This window comes from Myxococcus vastator, from assembly GCF_010894475.1.
Classification (GTDB): Bacteria; Myxococcota; Myxococcia; order Myxococcales; family Myxococcaceae; genus Myxococcus; species Myxococcus vastator.
Genome location: NZ_JAAIYB010000208.1, coordinates 1 through 13,784, shown reverse-complemented (window position 1 = coordinate 13,784; position 13,784 = coordinate 1). Strand labels below are relative to the sequence as shown.

At 70.0% G+C, this 13,784-nt stretch carries 11 protein-coding genes; 5 read left to right on the top strand and 6 right to left on the bottom strand.

Going from position 1 to position 13,784, the window contains the following annotated elements:
• Positions 1-144: 144 nt before the first annotated feature.
• Positions 145-1,497 carry a chromosomal replication initiator protein DnaA gene (gene dnaA, locus G4D87_RS20720; RefSeq protein ID WP_163783794.1) on the top strand — a complete coding sequence of 451 codons (1,353 nt, stop codon included), beginning with the start codon at positions 145-147 and terminating at the stop codon, positions 1,495-1,497.
• 82 nt (positions 1,498-1,579) lie between these two features.
• A complete protein-coding gene (locus G4D87_RS20715) occupies positions 1,580-3,142 on the top strand; it encodes a HEAT repeat domain-containing protein (protein WP_240358446.1) in 1,563 nt (520 codons plus the stop codon).
• Between the two features lie 53 nt (positions 3,143-3,195).
• Here the strand turns inward: G4D87_RS20715 and G4D87_RS20710 are convergent, their stop codons facing one another.
• From G4D87_RS20710 to G4D87_RS20700, 3 genes are all read right to left on the bottom strand, one after another.
• Positions 3,196-4,923 carry an MXAN_5453 family MXYO-CTERM-anchored protein gene (locus tag G4D87_RS20710; RefSeq protein ID WP_163783792.1) on the bottom strand — a complete coding sequence of 576 codons (1,728 nt, stop codon included), beginning with the start codon at positions 4,921-4,923 and terminating at the stop codon, positions 3,196-3,198.
• Positions 4,924-4,977: 54 nt separating this feature from the next.
• Positions 4,978-5,460 (bottom strand): DUF2267 domain-containing protein, encoded by a 483-nt coding sequence (locus G4D87_RS20705; RefSeq protein ID WP_205507660.1) that lies wholly within the window; start codon positions 5,458-5,460, stop codon positions 4,978-4,980.
• 122 nt (positions 5,461-5,582) lie between these two features.
• Positions 5,583-6,434, bottom strand: coding sequence for a hypothetical protein (locus tag G4D87_RS20700; RefSeq protein ID WP_163783791.1), 852 nt, complete (start codon positions 6,432-6,434; stop codon positions 5,583-5,585).
• A 146-nt stretch (positions 6,435-6,580) separates the two neighbouring features.
• Here G4D87_RS20700 and G4D87_RS20695 point away from each other — a divergent pair, with 146 nt between their 5' ends.
• Both G4D87_RS20695 and G4D87_RS20690 read left to right on the top strand, forming a co-directional pair.
• Positions 6,581-7,987 (top strand): M16 family metallopeptidase, encoded by a 1,407-nt coding sequence (locus G4D87_RS20695; protein ID WP_163783790.1) that lies wholly within the window; start codon positions 6,581-6,583, stop codon positions 7,985-7,987.
• Positions 7,987-9,504, top strand: coding sequence for a M16 family metallopeptidase (locus tag G4D87_RS20690; RefSeq protein ID WP_163783789.1), 1,518 nt, complete (start codon positions 7,987-7,989; stop codon positions 9,502-9,504). Before G4D87_RS20695 ends, G4D87_RS20690 begins: the two co-directional genes overlap by 1 nt.
• A gap of 101 nt (positions 9,505-9,605) precedes the next feature.
• Here the strand turns inward: G4D87_RS20690 and G4D87_RS20685 are convergent, their stop codons facing one another.
• Positions 9,606-9,914 (bottom strand): hypothetical protein, encoded by a 309-nt coding sequence (locus G4D87_RS20685; protein WP_163783788.1) that lies wholly within the window; start codon positions 9,912-9,914, stop codon positions 9,606-9,608.
• Between the two features lie 383 nt (positions 9,915-10,297).
• Between G4D87_RS20685 and G4D87_RS20680 the strand changes: the two genes are divergently transcribed.
• Positions 10,298-10,759 carry an SMI1/KNR4 family protein gene (locus G4D87_RS20680; protein ID WP_163783787.1) on the top strand — a complete coding sequence of 154 codons (462 nt, stop codon included), beginning with the start codon at positions 10,298-10,300 and terminating at the stop codon, positions 10,757-10,759.
• 77 nt (positions 10,760-10,836) lie between these two features.
• On the opposite strand, the gene G4D87_RS20675 is transcribed toward G4D87_RS20680, so the two are convergent.
• Both G4D87_RS20675 and G4D87_RS20670 read right to left on the bottom strand, forming a co-directional pair.
• A complete protein-coding gene (locus G4D87_RS20675; RefSeq protein ID WP_163783786.1) occupies positions 10,837-12,072 on the bottom strand; it encodes an MFS transporter in 1,236 nt (411 codons plus the stop codon).
• A 219-nt stretch (positions 12,073-12,291) separates the two neighbouring features.
• On the bottom strand, positions 12,292-13,784 hold a 1,493-nt coding region (locus tag G4D87_RS20670; protein ID WP_163783785.1), incomplete at its 5' end, for a CapA family protein.

Sequence of the window (13,784 nt, the reverse complement as noted above, 5' to 3'; positions counted from 1 at the left end):
GGCATGCCCGTTGCGGATCATCCGTGTTGGGAAAATCCCTTGAGGTTACGGCGGTTTTGGCCGGTTGCTTGATCCACCAGGAACCGTCTGTTAGCACCGCCGAACGCCTCGTTTTCCCCCTGCATCCGCACGTTTGAGACACGCGTGAACGCCCTCGCCCAAGCCGCTACCCCCCTCCCAAGTGCTGGAATTCTCTGGGCTCGGATGCTGGACGCCATCCGCCAGGAGAAGTTCGACTACGCGCTGAGATGGCTGGAGCGGATGCGGCCCCTGGAGGTGCGTGACGGCGCCCTGGTGATGGGCGTTCCGGACCGCTTCTTCCGTGACTGGGTGGATGACCACTACCGTCCCATGCTGGATGTGCAGCTCGGGCGGATGGGGGAGGGGCTGACGTCCATCGCCTATGAGGTGGTGGAGGGGCTGGAGCCGGACCCGCACTTTCCACCCATACCCTCCGTCAAGGCGAGCGCCACGCGCCCGGGGCGGCTGAACGCGCGGTTCACCTTCGACACCTTCGTGGTGGCGGACAGCAACCAGCTCCCGGCCGCCGCGGCGCAGGCCGTGGCCGACAAGCCGGGCCACCACTACAACCCGCTCTACATCTACGGCGGCACGGGCCTGGGCAAGACGCACCTGCTCCAGGCGGTGGGCAACTTCATCTGGGAGAGAGATCCATCCCAGCGCGTGGTGTTCCTCTCCAGCGAGCAGTTCACCAACGAGTACGTGGAGAGCGTCCGCGAGCACCGCATGGGGGACTTCCGCCGGAAGTTCCGTGAGGAGTGCGACGTGCTCCTCATCGACGACATCCAGTTCCTGGGCAAGCGTGAGGAGACGCAGAAGGAGTTCTTCTACACCTTCAACACGCTCTACGAGATGAACAAGGCCATCGTCCTCACCAGCGACACGGTGCCCTCGGAGATTCCGGGCCTGGAGGACCGGCTGCGCAGCCGCTTCGCCATGGGGCTGATGACGGACATCCGCGAGCCCACCTACGAGACGCGGGTGGCCATCCTCCAGAAGAAGGCCGTGGCCGAAGGGCTGGACCTGCCGGACTCGGTGGCGCACTTCATCGCCAAGCACATCCAGAAGAACGTGCGCGAGCTGGAAGGCGCGCTGGTGAAACTGTCCGCGGTGCACAGCCTGACGCGCCAGCCGGTGACGGAGGACTTCGCGGCCCAGGTGCTGCGCGACATCCTGCCCGCCCACAGCGCGGTGGACGTGGAATCCATCCAGCGTGAGGTGGCCCGCTTCTACAAAGTCACGGTGGAGTCGCTGAAGGAAGACCGCCGTCACAAGGCCCTGGCCCATGCGCGCCAGGTGGCCATGTACCTCAGCCGCAAGCTGACGAAGAGCTCCTTCCCGGAGATCGCCGCGCGCTTCAGCAAGGACCACTCCACCGTCATCTCCGCGGTGCGCAAGGTGGAGGGCCTCCGCGTGACGGACGCCACCGTGCAGCGCGAACTGGCGGAGCTGGAGTTGAAGCTCGGCAACCCCTGAGACAGCCGTGCCTGGGTTTCATGTCGGGCGGTGGTAGCCAGGATTGACGCTCGGGCGCGTATTCGGGGGAGTGAGCCCGCGCGTGAAGAGCCTGGTCCTGCTGCTCGCCGTGCTCACGGCCGCCGCGCTGTGGCGTGCGGGCACGGCGACTCGGACGCCGGCGCCCCCTGAGACACCGTTGGCTGTCTCACCGTCCTTGGAGGATGACGCACCCCCGCTGGAGCCCGAGGAGAACCTTCCGGGCGTGAAGGGGCGGGAGCGGGTGCTCGTCGTGGGCCACCGGCTCCGGTACACGTTTGATTTGGACCTCCGGACCCACACGGAGCATCCATCGGGCACGCGGGCGTCCCTGCACACGGGATGGAGCGGCCTGCTCGAGCTCACCTACCTGGGCGCGGAGGGTGCGCAGCACCTGTTCTCCGGCCGCCTCGTGCCCACGCGGGTGGTCGTGAACTCCGGTGAGGCGACGGAGGCCGGTGACGCGGCGCTGCGGACGCTCCGGGGCAGGTTCGAGCGGCCGGTGTACGTGGGCCAGGACGCCCGGGGCCGGGTGATGGCCGTGCACTTCGACGCGGCGCAGGACGCGGCGGCGCGGCGGATGGTGCGACTGCTGCTCGCGTCGACGCAGTTCGTGGCGGAAGAGGGCACCCGCTGGAGCACCGAGGAGCCGGACTCGCGTGGTGACCTCGAGGCCGTGTACCGCGCGGGTGGCAGCGCGAACACCTACGTGAAGACGAAGCGGCGCTACCTGCGCGCGGGCACGGCGGTGCTTCCACGGCTGCAAGGGCACCTGGACTTCACCCTGTTCGCGGATGGGCACGTGAGGGAGGCGACGGGCTCGGAGGTGGTGGAGCTGGGCGGCGGCGGCACGGAGCTCCCACGCATCCGCGAGGAGACGCGGGTCGCGCTGACCAACGTGGGCGTGGACTACCGGCTCTCGTCGCTGAGGCCGTTTGAGGCCACGCGGGCGACGCTGCGGTCGGAGCGGCTCACGGAGTTGGCCGACGTGGAGGAGGCGCGGGCGATGGGGCACATGGAGCGGCCTTCACTGCTGCTCGGTGATGAGCTGGAGCGAGTGATGGATGGAGCACGGGACGCGGGGGTGAGGAACGCGGCGGCGCTGTCGATGGGGACGCTGGCAAAGGCCTTGGAGGTGCCGGAGCCGGGTCGGAGCCAGGCGCTGGTCGAGGGGCTCTTGAGGCGCTGTCGTATGGGTGCTCTGGAGCCCGAGGTCTGCCTGGATGCCCTGGCCCGGGCTGGCGCTCCGGCGGGACTGGCCTACGTGAAGTCGGCGCTCGTGCATCCGGAGGCGGCCGTGCGGGGCGCGGCGACGGAGGCGCTACGTGCCATCCCTGGCGCGGCGGTGGATGCCTTGCTGGACCAGGTGATGCTCGACGACCCGAGCCCCCGGGTCCGTGCGCTCGCGGTGAAGGCCGTCTCGCAGCGGGTGGCCAGCGCCCACATGGAGGCGTTGGCCCGGGCGCTGCGCGCGGAGCGGAGTGAGCGTGTCCGGCTCGAAGTGGTGCGGCTGCTGGGCCAACTGCAAGCCGTGGAGCCTCCCACCGTGGCCTTGCTTCGCGATGTCGCAGCCAACGATGGGTCCGCGAACGTGCGCGCGCTGGCCGCGTCACTGCTCGGTGAATAGGGCGGGTGCCGGGCGGCTGAGTCCATCCGGCACCCGCTCTTAACTTCGGCGGTCTACGTGCCCTTGCGACGGCGGCCCACGACGACCCGCATCAGCCCCACGAGCATCCACGGGAGCAACGCGGCGGGAGACGAGGACTGGCACCCGCAGCCACTGTCCGGAGGCGGTGGGGGCGGAGACGTCCCCGCATCCCGCTCCTGGGAGGGACCACCGTCGGGCTCGGGTTCCTCGCCTGGACCGGCGTCCGGCTCCGTGCCCGCGTCCAGCTCCGTGCCGGTTCCAGCGTCTGGATCCGCGCCGGTTCCGGCATCCGGGTCCTCGCCCGGGCCTGCGTCCGGATCCGCGCCGGTTCCAGCATCCGGGTCTTCACTTGGGCCGCCGTCCGGATCCGTGCCGGTTCCAGCGTCCGGGTCCTCGCCCGGGCCGCCATCGGCTCCACCGTCCGGATCCGTGCCGGTTCCAGCGTCCGGGTCCTCGCCCGGGCCGCCGTCCACGCCACCATCGGTCTGCGGAAACGCCGCCCGCGCGATGAACACGGCCGTGCCCCACTCCTCCTGGTCATTGTCCGGCGGAGCCAGCCCCGCGGCCAACGCGACATCCGACCGCGCGTTGATGCTGGGCGCGCCAGCGAACACCGGGTTGGACGGCGTCTCCTGGTCGATGCGCGCCGGGCCCAGGTCCGAGGTCACGAGGTCGTGCTCGCTCACGACCCGCTTCAACTCCTGACCGTCACTGACCCACACCGCGCGCAGGTTCGCGGCGTCGAAAGCCCGGAAGACCACGAGGCCACTGTCGTTCATGTCCGGCGGGAAGAACTCCAACTGCCGGATCTCCCCCAGGCCATCCTGGGCAATCACCCGCAGCTCCGTTCCGTCCCAGCGCCACAGCGTCGTGACGTTCCGTTCGAACGCGTCCCGGGCCGTCCCCAGGAACGCCACCTGGCCCTGGTTGTTGAACGCCGGCTGCACGGACGCGAAGCGGTACACCGGTGAGTTCGCGTCGAGCCCGCGCGTCCGCGCCACGAGCTGCGACTCGGCGTTCACGTTGAAGATGCGCAGTTCCTGGAAGAACTCCGCGGACGCGGACGCGAGGTCCACCACACCGGCAATCTGCTCCTGGTCGTTCAGCCTCGGCGAGTACAGGAACGAATAGGGGCTCGAGCTGTCGGCGATGTTGTCGCTGACCAGCGTGCTCACCCAGCCCGAGCCCTGGAGGACATAGGATTGCCCTCCACCGCCATACGCGGCACGGAAGCCAATCACCTCGACCTCGTTGAGCTGCAAGCTGCTCCAGTTCGAGGCGCCAATGGGTATGCGCTCGATGCGCACGTCGTCCGGACTGGCGACATTCAACCGGTAGATGCCGTTCTGGGACGCCGACGAGGCTCCGGTGACGGCGAAGGCCAGATTGCCCTGGGCGTTGAGGGACGGGTCGCTGATGCGCGCGTCTTCGCCCAGGTCCGGGAGCATGTAGATGCGCTGCCCCGTGCCCTCCTGGCCCCACCACACCGCCTCGCGTCCCTCGGGGGTAATCGCCAACCGGAACGCAAGCTGACCATCGTCGGTCAGCGGTAGCTGGAGACTTCCCGCCAGCAGGTTGCCCGGCGCCACGTTGTAGGCGCCGGAGGCATTCCCCAGCAGGTTGGTCCGCGCCTGGAGCTCCAGCGTGTATTCGGGCACCTGTGCCCAGGCTGGCGCGGCCAGCGTGAGCACACTCAGCGCCAGCGTCCTTCCACTGACCCGACAGGTCCGCGCACTCCGCTTCCGTCCCGCGACTGACATGGATGCTGCCTCCCATGTTTAAAAGGAAGGCAGGCTATCACTGACTTCCGACGCTCAGGCCTCGGGCACCCACAGCGAGCGCAGGTCGGCGGGGAGCTGGCCCATGACGTCGTCGGCCTCGCCCTCGCTGATGTGATTGCGCACCGTGAGGAACACGGCCCGAGACAGACGCTCGGCCTCGTTGGGCGTGGTGTCGAGCTCCTCGGCCACCATGGCGAGGAACTGCTCCAGCTTGTACTTCCTGGCGACCTTGCCCTCGTGCCGAGGACACCGCTTCAGCATGTCCGTCACCTTCCGCGGAAGCTGGGCCTCCAGGTGCTTCGCCTCGGTGTCCATGAGGCGCTGCTCCAGCAGGCACAGCACGGACTGCGCGGCCTTCTCCGCCAGCGGGCGGACGACGCTCGCGTTCGCTTCGAGGTCCTTCAAGAAGGCCGCGTAGGTCTGCGCCGCGCGCGACTCGCTGCGCTGCTCCTTGAGGCCAGGCGTGGCGCTCCGGCCCTCCGCTGCCTCTCCCTGCTCCTCACGTATGTTCGCCATGACGGTGGCCTCCTCGGTGTCGGGCTTGAGTCTCCTCCGTGAGCGTGGGCACCCCACGTCCCCCAGGCACCGGTCGCCCCCCGCGCGCCGGGACGACAGGGCGGGGAGCGAGCCATGCACCGTCAGTCCACCGCACCGCCGAACAGCTCCACCATCCGCTGCCAGTGCAGCGTGCCCCAGAGCGTCAGCGTGGCCAGCGCCAGGCACACCGCGCCGAGCGCCTCCCATCGCCGGCCAATGGGCGGCCGTGCCTCCGGGTCCACCCGCCGCAGCGCCACCACGCCCAGGATGAGGGCGAGCATGGCCATGGCCGCGAAGATGAACGTCAGCGCGCTCCCCCCGCCGAACAAGGAAAGCAGCGGCGCGAAAACGGGCAGGAACAACGAACCCACGCTCAGCGACAGCGCGTGCCGGGCGAGGGGGTTGTTGACCCGCAGGTCCCACAGTCGGCGCAGCTCGCGCTCGGGGACGTCCAGGCGGAAGAAGAGCCGGCTGCGCGTGTCGCGGAAGATGTTCACCGCGACCATCAGCGGAACGAAGAACACCAACGCAGGCGCGCCCAGCGACGGCGCGGTCATCAGCATGGCCAGCAGTGGAATGGCCAGCAGGCCCAGGCGGGCCCAGCGCATGCCCAGGAAGAACGCCAGGCCCACGCCCGCGCTGGCCAGACACGCCAGCGCGAGGCCGAATTCCCTCCTCACCAGCGCCCCCAGCGCCAGAAACAAGAGCAGCTCCGTGACGCCGACCACCAGCCAGGCGCTCACGTCCCTCCGTCCCCAGAGCCTCAGCCGGAAGGTCTCCAGGTAGTTCACCTCCGGACGCACGGCGCAGGGCGGGCAATACATCCGGCCCATCACCCACGTCGTGCACGCGGTGCAGACGAAGCTGCCGCAGCGCTGGCAGGTGGCGCCCGCGAGCGCATCCGGATGGAGGGCGCAGCGGGGCAGGGCACCGGATGAGACGTCGGCGGACATGCGTTCAGTCTCTCATGCTGACCAGGAACCAACATCCCGGAGCACCGGCGGCTCCCGCCACCATTCCCTACCCACGGCGCCGGAGGTGCGTGCTAAGCGCGTCGCGTGAGTCATTGGCATCGAGACTTGGAGGCACCTTGTTCCGAATGAAGGCCCTCGTCGCCGCAGCCCTTGTGTTCAGCGGGCTGCCGGCGCTTGCCCAGACACCCCAGGAGGCGAAGCCGCTGGAGCCCGGCCGCGAAGCGCTCGCCATCTCGTATGAGAAGTACGCGCTGCCCAACGGCCTGGAGGTCATCCTCTCCGTGGACCGGAAGCTGCCGGTGGTGGCCGTCAACATCTGGTACCACGTCGGCGCGTACCACGAGCAGCCCGGCCGCACCGGCTTCGCGCACCTGTTCGAGCACATGATGTTCCAGGGCTCGCGCAACGTGGCCGACGACGTCCACATCTCCCGGCTGGAGCAGTTGGGCGCCACCGACCTCAACGGCACCACCAGCTTCGACCGCACCAACTACTTTGAAACCGTCCCCAGCAATCACCTGGAGACGGCGCTGTGGCTGGAGAGCGACCGCATGGGCTTCCTGCTCGACGCCATCACTCCAGAGAAGCTGGAGACGCAGCGCGAAGTGGTGAAGAACGAGCGGCGCGAATCCATTGAGACCGCGCCGTATGGCGCCGCCCGCGAGAAGGCGTGGCACGCGCTCTTCCCGCTGCCGCACCCGTACCACGGGGACGTCATCGGCTCGATGAAGGACCTGAACGCGGCCAACGTGGACGACGTGAAGGACTTCTTCCGCACCTGGTACGCGCCGTCCAACGCCACGCTGGCCATCGTCGGGGACTTCGACATGGCGAAGACGAAGGCGCTGGTGGAGAAGTACTTCGGCACGCTGCCCAGCCACGCCCGGCCACAGCGGCCGGAGGTCGCGCCGGTGAAGCTCACCGCGCCCGTGGTGCTGCGCGAGGAGGAGCGCGTGGCCCGGCTGCCGCTCTTGTCCATCCAGTGGCTCACGCCCGCGTACCTGGAGGAAGGGGACGCCACCGCGGACGTGCTGGCCACCGCGCTGTCCACCGGCAAGGCCAGCCGCCTCTACCGCCGGCTGGTGCTGGACAAGGAGCTGGCCCAGAGCGTCAGCGCCAGCCAGCAGAGCCAGGGCGCGCAGTCCGTCTTCTCGGTGGACGTGTTGGCGCGGCCCGGAGTGTCCACGGACACGCTGCTCCAGGAAGTGGACGCGGTGCTGGACGAGGTCCGCCAGCAGGGCATCACCCCGGAGGAGATTGCCCGCGCCCGCACGCGCTACGACACGCGCACGCTGGCCGGCCTCCAGTCCGTCGGCGGCTTCGGCGGCAAGGCGGACGTCCTCCAGAGCTACAACCACTTCGTCGGCGAGCCCAACTACGTGGCCCAGGACCTGGCGCGCTACGAGTCGGTGACGCCCGAAGCCGTGAAGCAGTTCGCCCAGGACACGCTGCGCCCCGGCGCGCGCGTCATCCTCCACGCGGTGCCGCCCGCACGCCGGCAGGCGCCCCTCGACTCGAAGGAGCGCCACTGATGCGCCGCCTCCTCTCCGCCCTGCTCGTCACCTCGCTGGCCGCCTGCGCCAGCAACCCGAAGCCCGCGCCGGCCAGTCCGGCCTCTCCCGCGATGGGGGAGAAGGCGGCCCCGGCTGAAGCCACGGCCGACGCCGAGTCCTTCCGCGCCACGCCGCCCCAGCCCGGCAAGGCGCCGGAGCTGGTGCTGCCCACCTTCCAGAGCGCGAAGCTGGACAACGGCCTCACCGTGCTCGTGAGCACGCGGCGGGAGCTGCCGCTGGTGTTCGCGGGCGTAGCCTTCGCCGCGGGCAGCGCGCAGGACCCCCAGGGCAAGGAAGGGCTCGCCGAGCTGACGTACCGCATGCTGCTGGAAGGCGCGGGCAAGCGGGACACGGTGCTGCTGGACAACGCCTTCGCCGACCTGGGGGTGTCACCCGGCATGGACGTGCAGGCGGACGGCGCGCAGGTGGGCGTGCGCGTGCTGACGCGCAACCTGGACACGGCCATGTCCCTGCTGTCGGACGTGGTGCTGCGGCCCAGCTTCAACCCCAAGGCCTTCGAGCGGCGCAAGAAGCAGCAGCTGGCGGACCTGGTGCGCGCGATGGGGCAGCCCGGCGTGCTGGCGCAGCTGGCGTACCTGGAGGCCGTGTTCGGGCTGGAGCACCCCTACGGGCACCTCCCCGACGGCACGCCCGCGTCCGTGCAGACGCTCACCCTGGCGGACGTGACGGGCTTCTACCAGAAGCACACCGGCCCCAAGGCCCAGGCGGTCATCCTCACCGGTGACATCAGCCTGGAAGAAGGGGTGGCCCTGGCGAAGAAGCACTTCGGCGGGTGGAAGGGCAAGGCCACGCCGCCCGCGCCGCCGCCGGCCACGAAGGCCCCGCCGCGGCAGCAGGTGTACGTGGTGCCCAAGCCGGGCCTGGACCAGACGCTGCTGCTGGTGGGCCGCGCGGGCATCGCCGCGGGGAACCCGGACGAGTACCCGCTGGAGCTGGCCACCACCGTGTTCGGTGGCTTCTTCGGCAGCCGGCTCAACATGAACCTGCGGGAGGACAAGGGCTACAGCTACGGCGCGGGCGCCAGCGTCTCTCCGCGCCTGGGCGTGGGGCCGCTCACCGCGTACAGCTCCGTGCGCCAGGACGTGACGGGCCCGGCCCTGAGCGAGGTGATGAACGAGCTGACGGGCCTGAAGAACCGGCCCATCACCGCTGAGGAGCTGGAGGCCGCGCGCGAGGGCCTCATCCGCGCCTTCCCGGGCGCCTTCGAGTCCGTGGAGGGCCTGGGCGCCAGCGCCGCGGCGCTCTTCATCACCCGCCGCCCGCTGGACGAGTTCAACCGCACCGTGGAGGGCCTGCGCGACGCCAGCGCCGCGGACGTGCAGCGCATGGCCGAGCAGTACCTGGACCCGGCCGCGATGCAGATGGTCCTCGTGGGTGACCCGGCGACCATCCAGGAGCAGGTGACGCCGCTCGGCCTGGGCAAGCTGGTGCCCATTGAGCCGGATGAAGCACCGGTGCCGCGCGCGGCGAAGTAGCACGCGGGCAGGTGTCTCCCGGGCCGTGGGCCGCGAGTCATTGCTCGCGGGCCACGGCCCGGTGCTTCACGGGGTCCGAAGGTCCGGGATGCTCCCGTGGCTCAGCCGTTGCGGGCCTCGTCTTCCTCGTCGGAGACCTGACGCTCCTCGGCGCGCTCGCGGCCCTTGCGCTCGCGCTCCAGCTCGTCCGCCTCGTCGATGGGGCTGCGGATGTCGGGGACGTAGCCGCCCACCTCGGAGTCACTGTCCAGGGCGAACTTCTGCTCGCGCGTGTCGCGGATGGAGTCCGCGGCGTACAGCGGCAGGGTGTCGTCGGCTTCCAGTCCCCGCTCCACGCGGTCTGGCGCATAAGGGGGCTTGGTCGCGGCCTCCTTGCCTCCCGTGTACGGGTCGTACTTCCTGTTCGGCATGGTGCGCTCCTGGTCGAAGTGGGTACCGCTCCAAGGTTGAATGTCGGAGCGGGCTCCTCGCGCACCAAGGTCCCCGCGGACGGCCGGGGGCACCCCTGTCCGCCCGGAGACATCCCCAAGTTGCCCACAGGGAGCGCCCCGCCGCCGCGTCACTTGCCGAGGAAGTCCATCAACGCCGCGTGGAACTTCTCCGGCGCCTCGAAGTGGGGGATGTGGCCCACGCCGGGCAGCTCCACCAGCGTCGCGTTGGAGGTCTCCAGCGTCTGGAGCGACCGCCGCTACCTCGACATATCCCTGCGCAATGCCACCCAACTGCAAGTCCGTTCCGCAGCTCCCCCTGAACGTGACTCGCCCCCTAATCTGCCCTACTCGGACCACTGACGATGGCCACGCCCATGAGCAGCCTGCTCGAAGAGGTTTCTCGCGAGCACTTTCCGTATCCGCCCGCCGCATCCGAAGAGGTCGATGCGTTCGAGCGCCGCGTAGGCTGGAAGTTGGACCCGGACCTGCGCGCCTTCTACCTGCACTGCAATGGAGCGGAGCTGATTGCGCGGCTACCGGAGACCCCCTACCGCGTCCTCCCGCTGCACAAAATCGTCCGGGCGAGGGTCGCCATCTACGGCGAGGATGACGACAAGTGGGGACCCGCCTCGGTGTACTCGCTCTGCGATGTACAGGACGGCGACTACGTGCTCCTGAGCGTGGCCCGACTGGAGAATGGCCGCTACCCCCTCTTCGACGGCGAACACGAGGCAAGGCCGGATCCGGCCTACTGCAGGCAGATTGCCCGCTCCTTCTCGGAGTTCCTGGAGCAGGCGCTGCGCACCCGCCGTGGCCACTCCTGACCGGGGGAGTGAAGTCTCCTCCAACCGTGCGAATTCGAGGACCCGAGCAATCTGGACGGTCATTCCCTGACGCGCGCCTACGCGTCAGCGCCGTCGAAACGCCGCGGGCGCAGCAGCCGCAGCGTCAGCACCAGCGCGAGGAACAACACACTGGCGCTCACGGTGACGAAGCGGATGCCCATCCGGTCGGCCAGCGCGCCCAGGCCCCACACGCCCGCCGCATACGCGCCGCCGAGCACCATGCTGAACAGGCTGCTCATGCGAGCCTGCAGCTCGCGGGGCACGCGCGACTGGCAGTACGCGTGCATCCCGCTCATCAGCATCATGTAGTTGGCGCCGAGCACGCAGATGACGGCGGCGGCCACCTGCAGCGTGGGCGACAGCCAGTACAGCGTGGACACCCCGCCGATGGACGTCGCCACCAGCCCCAGCAGCTTGCGCTGGCCCAGCTTGTCCACCAGCGTGCCCACCAGCAACGCGGCCGTCACCGCGCCCGCGCCCTGACAGGTGACGAGCAGCGACGTGGCCGCCGCGCCCTGGCCGAACACGCGGATGGCGAACACCGGCACCAGGCCGATGAAGGGCGCCACCAGGGCCGCGACCAGCAGCGTGCCCCACAACATCAGCGAGATTTCCGGATCCCCGCGCGCCACGGAGAAGCCGTGGGCAATCTGCCGCCACAGGCCCTGCGTGGCCTTCGCCGTCATCCGCGTCAGCGTCTTCACCTGCGACAGCGCCACCAGCACCGCGACGAAGGACAGCGTGTTGATGAGCAGCGCCCAGGACGTCCCGCCCATGCTCAGCACCAGCGCGGCCAGCGCCGGACCGATGATGCGCCCCAGGTTGAACTGCGCCGAGTTGAGGCTCATGGCGCTGTGCAAGTCCCGGGGCGGAACGAGCTCCGCGAGCATCGCCGCGAAGGCGGGGTTGATGAGCGTGCTGGCGCAGCCGTGGACGAAGGAGATGACGGCCACGACGGGGACGCTGAGCTGGTGCGTGAAGGCCAGCAGCGTCAACACGCCCGCGAGCACCAGCTGCACCACCGTGCCCAGCGCGACGTAGGCGCGACGGTCGAACCGGTCCGCGAGCGCGCCGCCCACCGGCGACAGCACCACCGCGGGGAGGAAGGTGAGGGCGACGATGCCACCCGTCCACTCGGCGCGGCCCGTGGCCTCCGTGACGTACACACCCATGGCCACCGTCTCCATCCAGGTACCGATGGTGGAGACCAGGGCTCCCACCCAGACCGCGAAGTAGCCGGGGTGCTCGAAGGCGCGAAGCGAGGAGAGGCGTGGCAGTCGGAGGGCGCGCACGGCAGGGACCTTTGTATCCCGGAGCCGTGCGACATGCCTGTACGGGCCGTCAGTTGCTTTGAGCCGCTATGACGGAAGCTGGGACACACCCAGCAGCCGCGCTTCAGCCCGGGGAGGTGAGGGAGACAGCGACGTCATGAACACGGCGGACATGACGGGACTTCCCGGGCTCGAGGTCCGTGAAGCACCCACACGCCGCCGCGCACGCGAGACGGCGTGTCAGCGCCGCGCGCGGTCCAGCATGGAGACAGGGCCCTGGCCGCGGAGCTTCACGGTGCCGTCGTCGGAGATGCGCGCGCCCGTCTCCGGGAAGTCAGCCGTGGTGAGGTCACGGACGGCCTTGATGACAGCGCCCCTCGGGTCCGGCACGGCGATGCCCCGGTCCACCTGCTTCGTGGGGAGGATGCGGCCCGACGTGAAGTCGCCGTCGCGGTTCAGCTCGACCTCCAGCACCAGGCCCAGGCCCTGCGGACCGCGCAGGTTGAACCGGCCGTAGGTGGCGAAGTTGCCCAGCGAGTAGGCGATGAGCCGGCCCTTGTAGAACTCCATGCCCCGCACCACGTGCGGACCATGGCCGATGACCAGGTGCGCGCCCGCGTCCACCACCGCGCGCGAGAAGGCCCGCAAATCACCCCGGTCCTCGCCGTAGAACTTCTCCCGGCCCTGGGGCACGTGCAGCGCCTTGCTGCCCTCCGCGCCGCCGTGGAACGACACGATGACGATGTCGTGCTCGGCCGCGGCCACGCGCACCAGCCCCGTCGCCGTGGTCAGGTTGTTGAGGTGGTTGCAGGCCGGCGACGTGTGGAACGCCACCATGCCGATGCGCAGGCCATTGCGCTCCACCGTGGCCACCGTGCCCGGCGCGCCGCTCCACGCGATGCCCAGCGTGTCCAGCGTGGACTCCGTCGCGCGGCGGCACTCCTCGCCGAAGTCACCCGAGTGGTTGTTGGCCGTGGACGCCACGTCCACCCCAGCCTCCTTCAGGTACTGGCCGTACTCGGTGGGCGAGCGGAACGCGTAGCAGTTCCTCGACGAGCGGCACTTCTTCGTCTCGCCCGTGTCGCACAGCGGCCCTTCCAGGTTGATGAAGGTGAGGTCCGCGTCCTCCAGCAGGGAGCGCACGCCGGCAATCACGCTGCCGGCGCCATCGGGAGGCAGGTGGCCTTCGGGCACGGTGGTGCCCAGCATGACGTCCCCCACCGCGCGGATGCGCACCTTCGCGTCGGCCGGCGGGGGAGGGCGGTCGCCGGGCCGCGGCCCCTGCGACAGCTTCGCCTGGAGCATGGCCTGACCGCGGGCCTGAGACAGCGCGCCCTCGAGGTCCGGTTGGTCCGGCTGGAGCTTCTGCACCTCGGTCCACTGCGTGTAGGCCTCCGCCCACTGGTTCTCCAACGCGTGCGCCCAGCCCAGCTCCCAGCGGCAGTCCACGCGCGAGGGCGCGGCCTCCACACAAGCGGACAGCTGGGTGATGGCCGTGGGTGCGTCCTTCGCCTGGAGGGCCTCCAGGCCTTGGGCGTAGCTCGTGTCCGGGTCGGCCAGCGGGCCACGCGGGGTGGCGCTCTTGCCCAGGGCCAGGGCCGCGGCGCGCAGGGCGGCGGCGCCAGCCTCCGCGGCGGCGCGGCCCAGGTCCAGCACCGCGCCGGAGTCACCGGCGCGGGGGTACGCGTTGAGGTCGGTGATGACAGTCTCGGGCGCGGTGCCCGGGGTGGAGG